The 18,161-nt window shown below is 41.9% G+C and carries 12 protein-coding genes; 10 read left to right on the top strand and 2 right to left on the bottom strand.

Features of this window, described 5'->3' with window-relative positions; all coding sequences use genetic code 11:
* Window positions 1-19 precede the first annotated feature (19 nt).
* The 4 genes from HMPREF3216_RS02480 (at window position 20) to HMPREF3216_RS02465 (ending at window position 7,708) form a co-directional block, all read left to right on the top strand.
* Window positions 20-1,303: a deoxyguanosinetriphosphate triphosphohydrolase gene (locus HMPREF3216_RS02480; RefSeq protein ID WP_060786784.1), complete on the top strand. Its 1,284-nt coding sequence runs from the start codon at window positions 20-22 to the stop codon at window positions 1,301-1,303.
* 58 nt (window positions 1,304-1,361) lie between these two features.
* Entirely contained in the window at window positions 1,362-3,479 is a 2,118-nt protein-coding gene (dnaG, locus tag HMPREF3216_RS02475; protein WP_060786783.1) for a DNA primase, read from the top strand.
* A gap of 90 nt (window positions 3,480-3,569) precedes the next feature.
* The gene (locus HMPREF3216_RS02470; RefSeq protein ID WP_060786782.1) at window positions 3,570-6,725 is read left to right on the top strand and encodes an alpha-mannosidase; all 3,156 of its coding nucleotides are present in this window, start codon (window positions 3,570-3,572) and stop codon (window positions 6,723-6,725) included.
* A gap of 17 nt (window positions 6,726-6,742) precedes the next feature.
* Window positions 6,743-7,708 carry a nucleoside hydrolase gene (locus HMPREF3216_RS02465; RefSeq protein ID WP_060786781.1) on the top strand — a complete coding sequence of 322 codons (966 nt, stop codon included), beginning with the start codon at window positions 6,743-6,745 and terminating at the stop codon, window positions 7,706-7,708.
* 32 nt (window positions 7,709-7,740) lie between these two features.
* Here HMPREF3216_RS02465 and HMPREF3216_RS02460 read toward each other — a convergent pair whose 3' ends face one another.
* A complete protein-coding gene (locus HMPREF3216_RS02460; RefSeq protein ID WP_060786780.1) occupies window positions 7,741-9,456 on the bottom strand; it encodes an acetolactate synthase large subunit in 1,716 nt (571 codons plus the stop codon).
* Between the two features lie 263 nt (window positions 9,457-9,719).
* Between HMPREF3216_RS02460 and HMPREF3216_RS02455 the strand changes: the two genes are divergently transcribed.
* The 3 genes from HMPREF3216_RS02455 (at window position 9,720) to HMPREF3216_RS02445 (ending at window position 13,607) form a co-directional block, all read left to right on the top strand.
* Window positions 9,720-10,913: an SLC13 family permease gene (locus HMPREF3216_RS02455; RefSeq protein ID WP_060786779.1), complete on the top strand. Its 1,194-nt coding sequence runs from the start codon at window positions 9,720-9,722 to the stop codon at window positions 10,911-10,913.
* A gap of 368 nt (window positions 10,914-11,281) precedes the next feature.
* Window positions 11,282-12,658 (top strand): PTS ascorbate transporter subunit IIC, encoded by a 1,377-nt coding sequence (locus HMPREF3216_RS02450; RefSeq protein ID WP_060786778.1) that lies wholly within the window; start codon window positions 11,282-11,284, stop codon window positions 12,656-12,658.
* A gap of 220 nt (window positions 12,659-12,878) precedes the next feature.
* The gene (locus HMPREF3216_RS02445) at window positions 12,879-13,607 is read left to right on the top strand and encodes a GntR family transcriptional regulator (protein ID WP_060786777.1); all 729 of its coding nucleotides are present in this window, start codon (window positions 12,879-12,881) and stop codon (window positions 13,605-13,607) included.
* 101 nt (window positions 13,608-13,708) lie between these two features.
* Here HMPREF3216_RS02445 and rpsT read toward each other — a convergent pair whose 3' ends face one another.
* Window positions 13,709-13,969, bottom strand: coding sequence for a 30S ribosomal protein S20 (gene rpsT / locus HMPREF3216_RS02440; protein WP_004130697.1), 261 nt, complete (start codon window positions 13,967-13,969; stop codon window positions 13,709-13,711).
* A 151-nt stretch (window positions 13,970-14,120) separates the two neighbouring features.
* On the opposite strand from rpsT, the gene lepA reads away from it, so the two are divergent.
* From lepA to HMPREF3216_RS02425, 3 genes are read left to right on the top strand one after another with little or no spacing between them, the layout of a single operon-like run.
* A complete protein-coding gene (gene lepA / locus HMPREF3216_RS02435; protein ID WP_060786808.1) occupies window positions 14,121-16,001 on the top strand; it encodes a translation elongation factor 4 in 1,881 nt (626 codons plus the stop codon).
* Between the two features lie 53 nt (window positions 16,002-16,054).
* Window positions 16,055-17,323 (top strand): radical SAM family heme chaperone HemW, encoded by a 1,269-nt coding sequence (gene hemW / locus HMPREF3216_RS02430; protein ID WP_060786809.1) that lies wholly within the window; start codon window positions 16,055-16,057, stop codon window positions 17,321-17,323.
* A gap of 60 nt (window positions 17,324-17,383) precedes the next feature.
* Window positions 17,384-17,839, top strand: a complete 456-nt coding sequence (locus HMPREF3216_RS02425) for a tripartite tricarboxylate transporter TctB family protein (protein WP_060786776.1) — start codon at window positions 17,384-17,386, stop codon at window positions 17,837-17,839.
* The last annotated feature ends 322 nt before the right edge of the window (window positions 17,840-18,161 follow it).

The raw sequence follows: 18,161 nt of genomic DNA, 5'->3' as shown, positions 1-18,161 counted from the left end.
TTTGTGGAGGAGGTTTTTAATGTGCGATGATGTTATTGATTCCGATAACGAAGTTGTTGGAGAATACGATTTGCACGATACAGAGCGTTGGGCAAGTGAGCCTCACCACACTCGCGCTCGCACGCCATTTGAGCGAGATAGAGCCAGAATAATCCACTCTTCGGCGCTTAGAAGACTTGGCGCAAAAAGTCAGGTACTTGTAGCAGGCTCCGACGATTTTGCTCGCACGCGATTAACGCACACATTAGAAGTTGCGCAAATTGGCAGACAAATCGCTTCAATGCTTGGAGCAGACCCAGACGTTGTAGATTGTGCATGTTTGTCTCACGACTTGGGTCACCCGCCTTTTGGGCATAATGGCGAGCGCGCGCTTGCAAAAATCGCCAGCAACATTGGCGGATTCGAAGGAAACGCACAAACTCTTAGGCTTTTAACACGTTTAGAGCCTAAAGTTTTTAGAGAAAATGGCGCTAGTGCAGGCGTAAATCTTACGCGTGCAGCATTAGATGCAGCCGTTAAATATCCTTGGGGTCTTGATGAAGCAAAAGCGCACGATAAAGGCGAGCGCGATTTAAAATTCTGCGTTTACCCAGACGACAGGGAAGTTTTTAATTGGCTAAAAACTGGCTCTCCGCGCGAATCGAAGCCTATTGAGTGCCAGATTATGGATCTTTCCGACGACATTGCATACAGTGTTCACGATATTGAAGATGCAATTGTTACGGGAGCTTTTAATCCAGAGCTTGTTTCGGATTCAAATGTTGCAGATCAGGTTATTCAAGAAGCTCATAATTGGTACGGAACTCAGTGGGATGCGGATAATCTTTTAGCTGCTTTTAAGCGTTTACGCGCTCGCAATATGTTCCCAGATTCGTTTGATGGTTCTAGAAGATCGCTTGCACACTTAAAGAACATTACTAGCGCTTTAATCGGCAGGTTTGCAAGCTCTGTTGAGCGCGCAACTCGAGAAAAATACGGCAACGGCGCCTTAATACGCTATCGTGCAAACATTGTTATTCCGCCAGAAACATCTTACGAGATAATCGTTCTAAAAAGTTTGGCTGTGCATTTTATAATCCAGCCTAGGGAGCGCGAGTTTTATAGGCGTGAGCAAAAAATCCTAACGGATTTGGTGGAGGTTTTTATGAGCAAATCTCCGCGAGCGCACGATGCTATGGAATCTGTGTTTATAAGTGATTGGAACGCTTGCTCTAGCGAAGATGAGCGTTTAAGGGTTGCTATTGATCAGGTGGCAAGTCTTACAGATGGATCTGCTACAGCTCTTCATGCCGCTTTGTGCTAAATCTGCGTCTATTTGCGCGAGTGTTTTATAGCCGCTGGTTTGCGATAAGCTAGAGATTATGGCTGGAATGATTGTAAAGGAAGACGTTGAACGCGTACGCGCGGCTGCAGATTTGTACGATATTGTTTCTGCAACTGTTACGCTTAAGCCTTCTGGAACGGGTACTTTTGTGGGGCTTTGCCCGTTTCACGATGAAAAAACGCCTAGCTTTAGCGTTCGTCCAGGTTTAGGTGTTTGGCATTGCTTTGGCTGCGGTGCTGGCGGAGACGTTTTTAAATATGTTGAGCAAAAAGAAAACATTGATTTTCGCGAGGCAGTAGAGCTGCTGGCAGACCGATACCACATTGAAGTTCATTATGACCAATCGCAAGAAGGCAAAGATAATTCTCACCAAGGTTCCAAGCGTGCTCGTCTTATAGAAGCAAACGAAGAAGCTCAGCTTTTCTTTGCGTCTCAAATCAACTCTAAAGAAGCAGCTCCAGCGCGTAGTTTGCTTGCAGGGCGCAATTTTACTCAAGCGCAGTGCGAGCGTTTTGGTTGCGGATACGCGCCTAACGGCTGGGATAATCTTGTTCGCTACTTGTCTAATAAGGGTTTTACTCGTCAGGAATTGTTGGATGCAGGATTGGCACGCCAAGGTCAGCGCGGAATTTACGATTATTTCCGCGGCAGATTAACGTGGCCTATTCGAGATTCTACAGGCAGAACTTTGGGCTTTGGCGCTAGAAAGCTTTACGACGACGATTCCATTAGCGCAAAGTACATTAACACTCCAGATACCGTGTTGTACCGAAAAACGCAGGTTCTTTACGGAATTGACATTGCTAAATCGAATATTGTTAAAAAGCGTCAAGTTGTGATTGTGGAAGGCTACACAGACGTTATGGCTTGCCATTTAGCTGGTGTAGATACAGCTGTTGCAACTTGCGGAACTGCTTTTGGTGCGGAACATGCAAAGATTATTCGTCGTCTTATTGCAGACGATTCTTTGGGAGCGATTCAGCTTGTGGGGCCTGTAAAAGTAGAAGGTCAGCAAGTTAGTTCGCGTATTGTTTTTACTTTTGATGGAGATGCTGCTGGTCAAAAAGCTGCTCTGCACGCTTTTGGCTTAGATTCAGCGTTTTTAACACAGACTTTTGTTGCTGTTGCAGATAACAACTTAGACCCTTGCGACTTGCGTATTCAGCGTGGCGACGAGGCCGTTCGCTCTTTAATTGCACGCGCCAACCCGCTTTACGATTTTGTGATCGACACTGTTATTCGTCGTTTTGACACGTCGTTTATAGCTGGAAAGATGGGCGCTGTTAAGGCTGTTGCTCCTCTTGTTGCACAAATTCGAGATAGGTCTTTACTTGATTTGTACACTAGAAAAGCCGTTAGAAATATTGGTGTTGATTTAGACGTTATGAGAAGGGAAGTGGAGTCTGCTAGAAGACGATTGCACGTTGTAGACGAAGACGCTTATTCCAGGTCTTACTCAAGCGACTTTGCGCAATCAGCAATGCTTAGAAATTCCACCGCTAGTGCCAACGCAAACACCAATATGAACGCTGCTGCAAACAGAAATGCCATGCTTAGAAGCGCGTACAAGAATCAAAGCTATTACAAGGTTGATGATTCTGTGTTTATGTGCGAGCAGCAGTTTATGGCTGTTCTTATGCAGTCTCCTCTAGCATTTAGCGGCCAGCTTTTTGCTCAACTTACTTTGAATAATTTTATTACGCCAGTTTTTAGAACGCTTTTCCAAGCATTTGTTGCAGCTGGAGGCTTGCCTAGCACAAATATTAGCCAAGGTCTTTGGCTGCACACTATTACTAAGGCTGCAGGCCCATTGTTAGAAGGAGTTATTAACCAGCTTTCGGTAATGCCTCTTCCATTGTCTTCTAATAAAGGCTTGAGTGCGTCTTCTGCAGTTGGATCTTCGGCTGCTTACGATTCGAGTGGTGTTTCTACAAGCGAATCTCCATCCGACCTTTTGCGAGTTCCTAGCGAAGAGGAGCAAAAGTATGCAAACGAGCTGCTTATTAAGCTTTTAGATGTTGGTTTTATGCGTAAAATTGGCGCTCTTAAGCTTAAAATGAGCAAACTAGAAAATGGAAGTGAAAAGCTCAATCTTTTAGGGCAGATTACTAGATTAGAATCTGCACGCAAAAATCTTCAGTCGCAAATTCTATAAGATGTATCAATTACTTGTTTTGTCTTTATATACTGAGATACGCGATTTATATATAAATGTGTAGCTATGTAAGAAAGAAGTGTAGAAACAATGTTTTTATTACCTGATCAGCAGTTGAATCGCTGTACAAGAGTTATGCAACAACGCCTATATCCGTATATAAATACTGTTTTATCGCACTGTAAAATTCGAGCATATGAGATTGCTGGAGAACCTATTTCTTCTAACGAATTCTTTTCTAAGCTAAAAAGAAACGATATTGTGTTTCGCTCATTTAATGTTCCAGGTGTTTGGGGAACAACTTGGGGCACAACGTGGTTTGAAGTTACAGGGTCGATTGATTTTTCAAAGGTAAAAGGGCGCAAAGTTGAGCTAAATGTTGATTTAGGTTGGATTAGCAATCTTTTCCCTGGTTTTCAGGCAGAAGGATTAGTGTATAACATTGATGGAAGAGTTATCAAAGCTGTAAACCCTTGTAATCATTGGGTTCCGTTGGTTGATGAGCATAATAATCGTTCGATTAGTATTGATGAAAATGGTAATTTTACTTTATATTTAGAAGCTGCAGACAATCCATTTGTTGAAGGATCTACTCCATTTTCTCCTACTGATTTAGGAGAGCGTGCTACTGGAAAAACCGAATGTCAATATATGTTGAAGTATGTTGACGTTACTGTTTTTAATCGTAATATTTTTGATTATTACATGGATCTTGAGACTGTAAGTTCTTTGATGTGCGAATTAAGCGATGATAATCCGCGTTATTGGAAACTGGCTAAAGCTTTACAGCGCTCCTTAAATGCGTATGATGAGCATGATTCTTCTACTGTTCAAAATGCTCGTAAAGAGTTGCATGATGTATTAAGTTGCCCTGCTGCAGCAAGCTCTATAAAGCATACGGCTGTTGGGCATGCTCATATTGATTCTGCTTGGCAATGGCCTGTGCGCGAAACTCATAGAAAGGTTGCGCGCACAATATCTAACGTTTTAGCTCTTATGGATGAGGACCCTGATTTTACTTATGCTATGAGTTCTGCTCAACAATACGAGTGGCTAGAAAACGAGCATCCCGATTTGTTTGAGCGTATGAAAAAGAGGATTAAGGAAGGACGTTTTATACCCGTTGGAGGTATGTGGGTTGAGTCTGATGTAATGATGCCATGCGGTGAATCTTTAATTCGCCAAATGACTTTTGGTAAGCGCTATTTTAAGGAGCATCTTGGCGCCGATCCGCATGGCATTTGGCTTCCAGACAGTTTTGGTTACACTGGCGCATTGCCTCAAATCGCTCGCCGCGCTGGTTTTGATTGGTTCTTAACTCAAAAGATTTCTTGGAACGATACCACTAAATTCCCACATCATTCCTTCCTTTGGGAAGGAATAGATGGTTCTAGGATTTTGGCTCATTTTCCTCCATCTAATACTTATGCTTCATCTGTGAGCATGCATGAGTTAGTTTATTCTCAACGCAATTTTTTGGATAAAGATTTATCTGATCACGCAATATTGCTATACGGTTTTGGCGATGGCGGTGGCGGGCCTACTCGCGAAATGACTGCTCGTATTAGGCGTGATTGCAATTTAGAGGGGGCTCCTAGAGTTGATTTTGGCACTCCTGATGAGTTGTTTGAAAAAATACGAAAAGATATTGTTGACGATTCAAATGGTGATACACCAGTGTTTAAGGGTGAGCTTTATCTAGAGTTGCACAGGAAAACTCTTACTTCTCAGCAAGATATGAAGCGCTATTGCCGCATGGAGGAATCATTGTTGCGTGTGGCTGAATATCTTGTTGTTTTAGCCCGAGTTTATGCGCCAGAATACCGTTTTAATAGCAATGAGCTTACTAGAATTTGGAAGACTTTATTGTTGAACCAGTTCCACGATATTCTTCCAGGCTCTGCTATTGCATGGGTTCATAGGCAAGCTAGAGAAGAATATGCTAGAGATATTTCTTCTTTACGTAAAATTATTTCAGATATTGCTAATGCGATTGTAAAAGCTAACAGCGCGACTGGCACCATTAGCGCGATTAATATGCGTGAAAATGTAAAGTTATTGACTTATACGGGTAAAAATGAGGTTGCTTGGAATTTATATCAATGCAATGAAAGCAGTAAAAATAGTAAAACAACTGTAAAACACAAAAATGATGGTGGGATAATTCTTAATAATAGTGTTTTAAGTGTGACTATTGAACGCGATGGCACAGTATCTTCTGTTAAAGATATTAAATTTAATCGCGAGCTAATTCCATCTGGTTATCGCATGGCGCAATACGAGATACTAAAAGATGAGCCGTATCAGTGGGATGCGTGGGATATTGAGCGAGATGCATTTATGAGGAATCGTAAGATTGATGATTCTTCAATTGTTTGTGTTAAAGAACTTTTATCGGGCGGTGTGTCTGTTGAAATCTTGGCATGTAAAAAAGATATAAAGATTAAAACAGATATAGTTTTAGAGCCGTGTGTTAAACGACTTGATTTTCATGCGCAAGTTGATTGGAAAGCTAAAGAGCAATTTTTGAAAGTAGATATGCCAACATCTATATGTTCAAATAATGCGCAATATGAGTGTCAATATGGTTTAGTTGAAAGGCCAATTGTAAAAAATACTCGTAGTGATGATGCAAAGTTTGAATCATGCACGCATAGGTTTGTTCGCATAGAAGATTCCTCGTATGCTGTTGCTGTTGTAAATTCGTCTACTTATGGCGCTGATGCTGAGCTGATTGGCGATTATTCTTCATCTTGTGGAACTATGCTTAGATTATCTTTGCTTTCTGCACCTCTTTACCCAGATCCAAATACGGATCAAGGTAAGCACGAATTTACTTGGTCATTTATTGCTGATGCAAATATGGATTCAGTTTTAAGTACAGCTGATTTTTTGAATTCGCCAATTATTGATAAGCTTCCAGATGTAGATCCGCTGTTTACGATTCATAGAAACTCAGGTCTAATTGCATTAGATTGGGTTAAGCTAGCTGACGATTGTTCTGGAGATATAATCTTGCGTATTTACGAGCCAGCTGGCGGCTGCGCAAGTGGGCAAATAAAACTCAATAAAATCTTGCGTGCGGCTTCGATTGAAGAGGTGGATCTTATGGAAATGCCCGTGTTGCACGGTATGCCTGCAGCTTTGCACAAGAATAATGACATGTTAAATATAGAATTACGTCCTTTTCAGCTATGCTCATTGCGTATTCACGTTGCATCTGAAACTACAGTTTCTATTAATTGATAGGATGTTGAGAGTTTATGGAAAATAAAGAAATTGATTCTAAAAAGAAAATAATAATAGATACAGATTGTGGTTCGGATGATGCTATGGCAATTGCCATGGCTTTGAATGATCCTAGATATGAGATATTAATGTTTTGCACTGTATCGGGAAACGTGTGCATGGAACAAGCGACTATTAATACGCTTACTACTATCGAGCATGCTGGTTCATATGAGCCACCTGTATATAAAGGAAGTAGAAGCATGCTGTTACGCGATTTGGCTTATGCTCATGAAACTCATGGTAGAGATGGAATGGGTGATATTGGTCTAGTGCCTCATCGCTTGAAAGAAAGTAATGGTAATGCTGTTTTGAAAATGATTGAAACTTTAAGAAACAGTGAAGATGGTGAAATAGACATTATTGCATTAGGGCCATTAACTAACATTGCTCTAGCTATTAAGGTTGATTATGAAGCGATGAAAAAAGTTGGTCGCATAGTCGTTATGGGATCTGCTGGTTTAGGCCGCGGAAATGTTTCTCCTGTAGCAGAATTCAATATTTGGCAAGATGCAGAAGCTGCAAAGATATTAGTTGATTCTGGTCTTAAAAATATTATGTTTGTTGGATGGGACGCATGCTTGGGAGAATGTATGCTGAATCCACAAGAAATTGATAATATTCGCAAAAGTGGAGAACTCGGTAAGTTCGCTATTGATTGTAATAGGGAATTAATGGAAATGAATGTTAGCCGTTTTGGGGATGCTTATCTAGATATGGCTGATCCATCTGCTGTTGCCGCTGCGTTATATCCTGAATGTATAAGCGAGTGCACAAAATATTATTGCCAAGTTGATGCAACTCCTGGACCAAGTTATGGCTCAGTTCTTGTTGATGCTAATTTCTTCTCTGGTAAAACTCCGAATGTTGAAATATGTAGTAGGCTTAATCCCGAAAAATATAAAAATTACATTTATCGTACTTTGCATGTTGTAGATTAGCAAAAATTGTTTTTACCAATCTACAACATACTTTAGTTGCCAAAGTCAATGTCTCCAAGCTTTTCAATAAGCTTCATGTTTTCGCTATAATCCACTGGGCAAGATATAACGTCAACACCGCTTTCTTGAGCCAAAGCCTCTTTAAGCATGTTGTATAAGTCTTCTGGCTTTTGTACAACGTGGCCTCTTGCGCCAAAGCTTTCCGCCAACTTTGGAACATCTGGATTAGTAAAATCAACGTATTCGTGTTCTCCAGCGTGCAAGTCCATCTTCCACTTAATCAAACCGTACGCGTTGTCTTCCCAAACCAAAACCACCATTCTAGAACCAACGCGAACAGCGGTTTCAATCTCTTGAACGTTCATCATAAAGCTGCCGTCGCCCATAACAGCAAGAACAGGCTTTGTGTTGATTTTTCCACTATTATCTTTAATAAACGATGCTCCAACAGCTCCAGGCAAAGTCCAGGCCATTGTAGAAAGACTGTTATCTATAATGCACGTATTTGGATGCATTGTTGGGTAAAGCCTTGCCATCCACATTTTTAGTGCGCCAGTATCTACAAGAACCTTAGTTCCTTCTGCAACAGCACGACGAGTATCGTAAACAACGCGCTGAGGCTTCATAGGAATGCTATTATCGTTTTCAAACGAACGCAACTCGTCTGTAATCATTTGACGAATCTTTGGGTGAGTTACGTCAAAAGTAACGTTTCTATCTTTAAGCACGCTCGTAAGCGCTTTAAGCGTTTGGCCAATATCTGCCATAATGTTTAGCGCAGTAGGGTAGTGAGCGTCTGTGTCTTCAACAAATGTGTTTATGTGAATAATCGTCTTGTCAATATTTGGATTAATCTTCTTAGGGTCAAATTGCTGAATTGAGAATCCTACAGCAATAATCAAATCTGCTGTATCGAAAGCAAAGTTCTCATAATCTCTATGCATAAATCCAACTACGCCAAGAGCATTCGGGTGATTATCTGGGAACACACCTTTGCCTTCAAACGTTGTTGCAACTGGAACATTAAGCTGTTCTGCAAAATCTAGAAGCTGTTCTTGAGCGTGGCTTCTTGCAACGCCGTTTCCTGCAAGAATAATCGGCCTTTTTGCTTGGCTAATTATTTTAGCAGCTTCGTAAATTGTGTCTGGAGCTGGAAGAATATGTAACGGCTTTGGAAGCGGAAGTGGCTTTGCATCTTCTGGCACACTCATTTCGCTAATATCTTCTGGAATAACAAGGCAGGTTGCTCCTGGGCGCTTTCTTTGAGCGATTGAGAAAGCTTTTCTTACCATTTCTGGAGCTGTGCTTGGGGCAAGCATCATAGAAGACCATTGAGTAATTGGCTGGAATAATGCTACTAAATCAATGATTTGGTGAGATTCCTTGTAAAGTCTAGAAACGTTTCCTTGAGCGCATATTGCAACAAGCGGAGTTGTGCTTGCATTGGCTTGAGCTACAGGAAGCGTAAGATTTAGCGCTCCAGGCCCCAGCGTCGCCAAGCATACGCCTGGCTTTCCAGTAATATGCGCATAAGTTGCGGCCATAAATCCAGCGCCTTGCTCGTGGCGAGTGAGCACAAAGTGTATGTTTCCATTTCGCTCAATTGCCTCTAAAAGCGGAATGTTTTCTTCGCCTGGAATTCCAAAAACAACCTCAACACCTTCGTTTACAAGGCATTCCACGATTAAGTCTGCTGTGTTTCTTTTATGGCTCACTTGTTTTTGGGATTGCGATTCTTGATTCGTCATAATTGCATTTCTCGCTTTGTGCTTAATATGATTGTTAGCCTTGCGACTTCTTTTCCATTTATAATATATACGTGCAAGACATGTGCAGCTTGCGCGTGTCACAAAAATGGGCGGATTTTTGCCTATTCGCTTTATGGCAAAACTAAAGCACTTTTGAGCCTATATGCCTTGTTATTTCAACGATTTGGTCGGAAATTTTTGCCCCTTTGGATTGGGTCTCTTATACAATTTTATAAGTTGTGTATTTTTGTTACGGAGGAACGATGAGGCGTTGGCTTCTGAATCTGGTCAAATGTGAGACCATCCTTATTGTTGCCGCCGTTTTAGCTGTTATTTCTTGCTTTTTTGTTCCGCCCGATGCACAATATTTTAGCTATATTCACGTAAACACTATTTCTCAGCTTGTTTGCTTAATGATGGTTGTTTGCGGATTCCAGCGAATAGGCGTTTTTAGAAGCATTGGCGCAAATCTTCTTAGAAGAGTTAGAACTGAGCGCGGATTAGTTCTGGTTCTTATGTCTCTAACGTTTTTCTCGGCAATGCTTATTACTAACGATGTTGCACTTGTAACCTTTGTTCCTTTTGCGCTTTCTGTTTTAATGATGGCAAATGCCGAAAAGCATGCGATTCTTGTTGTTACCTTAATGACTATTGGTGCAAACGTAGGCAGTATGCTAACTCCTATTGGCAATGCGCACAATTTGTATCTTAAAGCGCTTACTAAAATGTCTACGTACGATTTTCTTTCTATTATGGCTCCGTACACGCTTACTGCTGCGATTCTTATGGTTGCGTTTGCGTTTGTGTTCTTTAGTTCTAGAAAAGTAGATCAGTTTGCAGGCTTGCACGGAGACGACATTGAGCAGGGCGTTTTGGCTCCGCACGCTCAATCGCCTAAGCCAGACGAGATTCGCGTTATGGGCTATGGTGTTGGCTTTACTCAATGGCGAGTTATTGTTTACAGTCTTTTGTTTATTTTGTGCTTGTGTGGAGTAGCTGGCTGGATTCCAGACTGGATTATGGTTTTGGCAGTTGTTATTGCCTTTATTGTTTGCGATTCGCATGTGTTCCGTGCTTTGGATTGGGCTTTGCCTCTTACGTTTATAATGTTCTTCATTTTTATTGGAAACATGCGCAGGGTTCCTGGATTTACCGAGATTGCGCAAATGTGGGTTGGTTCTCACCCTATGGAAGTTTCGGTTGTTTCTAGTCAAATGATTAGTAACGTTCCAACAACTATTTTGCTTTCTGGATTCTGCGACCAATGGAAGATGCTTATTATTGGCACTAATCTTGGCGGCATGGGAACGCTTATTGCGTCTATGGCGTCTTTGATTTCGTACAAGAGCATTACGCATAAGTATCCTAATAATAAGGGTCGCTACTTGCTTATGTACACAATTGTGAATCTTCTTTTCTTAGCTGTTTTGATTGGTTTGGCCTGGATTATTGAGTAGTTTCTGGCGTGTGTTCTGGCGTGTCTTTTAGCACAATTATTGTGATTATTTTCACATATTTTTATGTTATTGCTCAATGAAAAACCAGAAATTTTCACTTTATATGCGATTTTGTTATATTATTTTCTGTTAAATCGTGATTATACGTAATAATTTTCATTTTATTTGTGATTGGCCTGAAAATCAGCAAAAATTCAATATAACATTATAACAAATTTATGTCTTGGCTTATCTATTATTATGACTTTTGAATCAAATAAATTCGGGCATTCTGGTTTGACTTAGTTAATTACACTATCTCTCTTGTAATTTTCGTTTCATGCCAAAATGCGTCTAAAAATATTAACATACAAAATAAGGAGAGAACTGTGAACGGTATTTTGTCTATACTGCTCGATGTTTTCCGTCAACCAGCTGTAATAGTTGCAATGATTTCTTTGATTGGACTTGCGGTTCAAGGCAAAAGTTTTTCTAACATTGTGCAAGGTTCTATTCGTACAATGGTTGGATTCTTGGTTTTGGCTGCAGGCTCTGGCGTTGTAACTCAAGCGCTTGATCCGTTTGGAAGCATGTTCCAATATGCTTTCCACGTTCAAGGTGTAGTTCCAAATAATGAGGCGATTATTGGAACCGTTCTTTTAAAGTACGGCTCGGAATCTGCTCTCATCTTCTTCTTTGGAATGATTGTAAACATTATACTTTCCCTAACATCTCGTTTTAAATTCATTTATCTAACTGGTCATGTTGCTTTCTACATGGCTAGCATGATTGCAGTAATCTTCAATGTTGCAGGTTTTAACACTTTAGCCGTTATTATTTTCGGCTCTCTTGCACAGGGCTTATTTATTACGATTTCTCCAGCGTTGGTGCAGTCGTTTATGCGTAAAGCTTCTGGCGAAGATGACGTAGCACTTGGTCACCCAGCTAGCAGTGGTGTTCTTATTGGAACTTTAGTTGCAAAGCTTACTCGTTCTAAAAAGCATCCGTCTAAGTCTACCGAAGATATTAAGTTCCCGTCTGCCTTTGGATTCTTAAAAGACACTACGGTTTTGATTGCGCTTTCAATGGCCATTATTTACGTTGTGGTTGCTCTTTTTGCAGGCCCTGAGTTTATTGAGTCAAAGCTTTCTGGCGGCCAGAACTTTATTGTGTTCGTTATTCTTAAAGCAGCAATGTTCTCTGCAGGTGTTTTTGTTATCCTTGCAGGCGTTCAGGTTGTTTTAGATGAGATTGTTCCAGCATTTAAGGGAATATCCGAAAAATTGGTTAAAAATGCTAAACCAGCACTGGATGCACCTATGACCTTTGGTTTTGCTCCAAACGCCGTTCTTATTGGATTCTTAGCAAGCTTTGCTGGCGGAATCGTTGGAATGGTTATTATGGCTTTAGCTGGCACAACGGTTGTTATTCCTGGAATTGTTGCGCACTTTATGGCTGGTGGTGTTACTGGCGTATTTAGCAATGGTCAGGCAGGTAGAAGAGGATGCATTATAGGCGGTTTTGTTAATGGCCTTGTTATTACATTCTTGCCTTTGCTTCTTTTGCCTGTTTTGGGGCATATTGGCTCTGCAAATTCAACCTATTCCGACGCCGACTTCGGTGCGGCAGGCGTAATACTTGGCTATTCAAACGTTGCGGGCGGAAGAATTTTGATTATTGTTGCAATTGCCATTTTCTACGTTCTTTTCTATGCGTCGTCAATAATGTTGACTCGTTTAGAAAACAAAAAGTTAAATCGCCAGTAGTAATCAATTTGCTTCTGGCGCGTCGAATTTATATTGACCTAATAGGCTGATAATATAGATTTGATATATAGTCAAAAAGCAGTTTTGTAAGAATTGTCTTATAGTCATTGTCTTATAGTCATTGTCTTGGGATTATTGTTTTGGGGTTATTGTCTTTAAATCATGATTTTTAGGCAATTCTTACAACGCTTTTTTAATCATTCTGTTTGGAGAGTGAATTTTGACCGAAGGTGTACCTAAATATATAGCAGTGCGCGATAACCTTAGAAAGCGCATTGACTTAATGCAGCCGCAGGAGCAGCTCCCTACAGAATTGGAATTGTGCAAACAATACAATGTTAGTCGAATAACGCTTAGGCATGCGGTAGATAGTTTGATTCTAGAAGGCTTGCTCGTTAGAATCCAAGGAAAAGGAACTTTTAGAGCAGAAAATATTGTTCATAGTTCTAATCGAGAAGTTATTTCGGATCAGATTCAAGGGTTCTATCAAAATTATTCCGAAGATAATGCAAATGTGCGAATTAAGGTTATTCAAAACAGCATTGTTAAAGATGAGTCGGCTGCGCATAGGCTTGGTTTAGATGAATCAGAAGATTTGATTTGCATAAAGCGACTAAAATACGTTGATAACGTTTTATCAAGTTATATTGTTGTTTATCTTTCGGCGTCTAGATTCCCTAAGGTTTTGAATATCGATTTTTCTAAGCAATCAATAGTGAATTTCTTGGAAAGTGATTATGCTGTAAAGCTTTACGAAAATGATTTATTAATTCGCGTTGAACAGTTATGCGACGATATGTCTGAATTTTTGCATGTTGAGCCAAAAACGCCAGCGCTTACTGTTGAGTCGATTGTTAAAGATTCATTTGGCTCTATAATCGCCTTTGGCGTTGGCATACATACGCCTAATTATGGAGATATTCAGTTTAATATGCACGTTAGCTCGTGAGTTTTTGCACTGTTTTGTGAATACAAAAATCCCCGTTGCCAAATGAAATCAAATGGTAGCGGGGATTTTTTAAACTCTAATCAATTCGCAATTATGCGATATTAAAGAGCGTTGATTGCTACAGCAAGACCAGACTTGCGGTTTGCAGCCTGATTCTTGTGAATCACGCCACGGCCTGCAGCCTTATCGAGCTTCTGAGAGGCCACTGCAAAAGCAGCCTGTGCAGCAGCCTTGTCACCAGCGGAAATGGCTTCGCGAGTAGCGCGGATAGCAGTCTTCAAAGCAGACTTTACTGCCACGTTACGCTTGTGTGCCTTTTCATTGGTGAGCACGCGCTTTTTCTGCGACTTAATGTTTGCCACTATTACTCCAAACGACGTTTGCTATACTAAGGACATACAGTGAGCAAGCATAGCATGGTTTATGGATAAGTCCTCTGGGTAGTCGAGTTGCTACCATTGATTAATTGCAGGTTTAATGCCTAGTCGATTTTATTTAAAGGAGATATTTGCTTTGATTACACCGCATAACCAGCCAGGATTTACGGATCAATCGCTGATACGCAACTTCTGCATTATTGCGCATATTGATCACGGCAAGTCTACTGTAGCGGATCGCATTTTGCAGCTTTCGGGAATTGTGCCAGAGCGCGAGATGCGAGACCGATTTTTGGACCGCATGGATATTGAGCAAGAGCGCGGAATTACTATTAAATCGCAGGCTGTTCGAGTTCCTTGGGTTTTTGACGGCAAAGAGTACTCGCTTGGAATGATTGATACTCCAGGTCACGTTGATTTTACTTACGAAGTTTCGCGTGCGCTTGCAGCTTGCGAGGGTGCGGTTTTGCTTGTGGATGCAACGCAGGGAATTGAAGCGCAGACGCTTTCCAACCTTTATATGGCAATCGAACACGATTTAACGATTATTCCTGTGTTAAACAAAATAGATTTGCCTAGTGCGGAGCCAGACAAGCATGCAGAAGAAATAGCTGGCTTAATTGGATGCAAGCCTAGCGATGTTTTGCGCGTTTCTGGCAAAACTGGCGAAGGTGTAAAAGATCTTCTCGACCAAATCGTGCTAGAAGTGCCAGCTCCTAGTGGAAATCCTAATGCCGCTGCTCGTGCGCTTATTTTTGACTCCGTCTACGACTCTTATCGCGGAATCGTCACCTATATTCGTATGGTGGATGGCGAGCTTAAATCGCGTGAAAAGCTTCACATGATGGGCATTGGCATGACGCACGATCCTATTGAAATCGGCGTTATTAGCCCAGATATGACTCCAACAAAGGCGCTTGGAGCTGGGGAAGTTGGCTACGTAATTACAGGAGCAAAAGACGTTAGCCAGTCTAAAGTTGGCGACACAATTACTAGTGCTGCGCACCCTGCATCTGAGCCTTTGGAGGGCTACAGAGACCCTAAGCCTATGGTTTACGCTGGCTTATTCCCAATCGATAACGCGCAATTCCCAGAGCTTAGAGATGCTCTCGATAAGCTAAAACTTAACGATGCTGCTCTTATTTACGAGCCAGAAACGTCCGTGGCGTTGGGCTTTGGCTTCCGCTGCGGATTCTTAGGTTTGTTGCACATGGAGATTGTTTCCGAGCGTTTAAGTCGCGAGTTTGGCTTGGATCTTATTTCAACCGCTCCAAACGTAACTTACGATGTTACAAGCGAAGACGGCAGTGAGCATCATGTGACTAATCCTAGCGAGTTTCCAGAAGGCAAAATCAAGCGCATTATTGAGCCAATGGTTGCTGCCGACATAATTGCTCCAAAAGATTTTATTGGCGCGATTATGGATTTGTGCCAAGATCATCGCGGAGAAATGGGCACAATGGAATACATCAGTGCCGATCGCGTGGAAATGCACTACAGAATTCCTCTTGCGGAAATTGTTTTTGACTTCTTCGATCAGCTTAAAAGCCGCACAAAAGGCTACGCTTCGCTGGATTACCACGAAGATGGCGAGCAGGCTGCAGATCTTGTTAAGGTAGATATTCTTATTCAGGGAGATAAGGTCGACGCTTTTAGTGCGATTGTTCACCGAGATAAGGCATATTCTTACGGCGTTATGATGACAAAGAAGCTTCGCGGGCTTATTCCTCGCCAGCAGTTTGAGATTCCAATTCAGGCTGCGATTGGCTCGCGTATTATTGCGCGCGAAACGATTAGTGCTCTTAGAAAAGACGTGCTCGCTAAGTGCTACGGCGGCGATATTACGCGTAAGCGCAAGCTTTTGGAAAAGCAAAAGGCTGGTAAGAAGCGCATGAAGATGCTTGGGCACGTTGAGGTTCCGCAAGAAGCGTTTGTTGCGGCTTTGGCTACAGACGATAGCGCAAACGACAGAGACACTAAAGATAAAATTCGCGCAGCTCAAAAATCCGAAGGCTGAGGCATATATTGAATTTTGAATCGAACAAGTTTAGTGAAGATTCGCGTTCAATCATGCCTTTTGAAGTGTATGTGCATGTGCCATTTTGCTTGCGACGCTGCGGTTACTGCGATTTTAACACCTATACAGCTAGAGATTTAGGCGAAGGCGCAAGTCGAAGTGGGTATGCAGATGTTGCGATTCGAGAGATGCGTCTTGTAAAAAAATGGCAGGAATTTCACGGGATTTTTGAGCCTAAAGCGCAATCTGTTTTCTTTGGCGGCGGCACTCCAACCGTTCTTAAAGCGTGCGATTTAGTGCGAATTTTGCGTGAAATCAGCGAATTATGGGGCATTGCACCTGGTGCGGAAGTCACTACGGAAGCAAACCCAGATACTGCAGACGAGTCTTATATTCAGGAGCTTGCAGAAGGCGGATTTACGCGAATATCTTTTGGAATGCAATCGGCTGTGCCGCATGTGCTAAAAACGCTTGACCGCACGCATACGCCAGAAAATGTAGAGCGCGGAGTTAAAGCGGCGAACGCTTGTGGCTTGCGTTCGAGTGTTGATTTAATCTATGGCGCGCCAGGGGAGAGCTTGGATGATTGGCGAAAGTCGGTAGAAATGGCTTTGAGCCTGGGCGTTAACCACGTTTCTGCGTATGCGCTAACAGTAGAGCCGCGCACAAAAATGGGTCGCCAAATTGCTGCTGGCACAATTCAAGCGCCAGATGACGATGATGAAGCCGCAAAATACGAGTTGGCAGATAGTCTTTTTAGTTCTGCTGGCCTAGAGTGGTATGAGATTTCTAATTGGGCGCGCCCTGGTTTTGAGTCTCGTCACAATCTTGGATATTGGAAGAACATTGATTGGGCAGGAATTGGCCCTGGAGCGCACTCGCACTACAATGCGGCGAGCGGCATTAGCAAGCAAAGCATGGATGATTGTGCTATTTTGGCGGATTCAAGCAAGTTTTACAATCTTAGATCTTGGGATATTTTGCATCCAAAACGCTGGGCTCAGGCGATTAATGCAGGAAACGTGCCTTGGCAAAATTACGAGTGCATAAATAACGAGGACGCGTTAGTAGAAGAGGTAATGCTTGGGTTGCGCATTAGAGATGGGCTTAGTGTTGATGAGTTGTGTGCAAAGATGCGCAAAAATAACTGCGGATTTAGCGATTCGTATTTGCAAAAAATGTTAATCGAAGTGTGTAAAGAAGATTTAGCAGTGTTGAATGAGAATCGTATTATTGCAACGCGCAAAGGTAGGCTGCTCAACGATTTATTAATCGAAAGAATTGTTGATGCGTGTCAAAATGGTCTGGATGCGCTAAAATGATGTGTATTGTGTGAAAATGATTCATATTGTGTGAAAATTCAATGCAGAAAGGAATCAATCATGGCAAACCGCAAGGAGCGTAGAGCAAAAGCCAGGCAGAATCGTAGGGGAATCCCGTCTCAATACGATCAAACGAACGGGCGCGGCCGTGGCGGAATGATTGATGAATATAATCTGCAAGAACATTCCAGAAGACTCCAAGAAAATGGCGTTGATGGTTGGAAGCCATCTTCTAGCGTTACGCAAAGCCAAAACAAGATGGAGCGCAATATTAAGCGCGCGCAGGCTGGAGATGATACGTGGAATACTGTTCGTAAGGTTATTGGTGTGTGCTCTTGGGCTGTGCTTTTGCTTTCTGCATTCGCCTTCTTGGTTTTTATGTGGTTGCCAAGTCAGCCGTTGGTGCTTGTTGTAACGATTGCTGTGTTGTTTGCTTTGGGTGTGTTCGGTCTGTTCTTTAGCTTTAGTAATGCTAAACGCAATCCTCGCCTAGACGAGCACGGCACCGCGCTTTAAGTGCGGAATTTTACGCGGAATTTTACGCGGAATTTTACACGGATACTTATTTACACAAATACTTATTTACGCGAATACTATTGTTGTATTTATGCGTTTGGGTGTAATATGCAAGAGGATTTATGCATATAATTTGTGCTTGCATTTTCTTGGGTGTGAATTTGTGAGCGCTTAGTGCGTTGAGAAGGTTGATCATGAAGAAGAATAATAAGTATAATCGTAGTGTTCGTAACCGTAGTGTTAGTAATCGCAGTATTTTTGTGCCGCTTAGTGCTACTTTTTGTGCAACCGCGTTGGCTATAACTGGGGGAGTTGTGGCCAA

The sequence above is a fragment of the Gardnerella vaginalis genome, assembly GCF_001546455.1.
GTDB classification, from domain to species: domain Bacteria; phylum Actinomycetota; class Actinomycetes; order Actinomycetales; family Bifidobacteriaceae; genus Bifidobacterium; species Bifidobacterium vaginale_B.
Note: the sequence above shows the minus strand (reverse complement) of the source record. Positions and strands in the feature narration are given on the sequence as shown.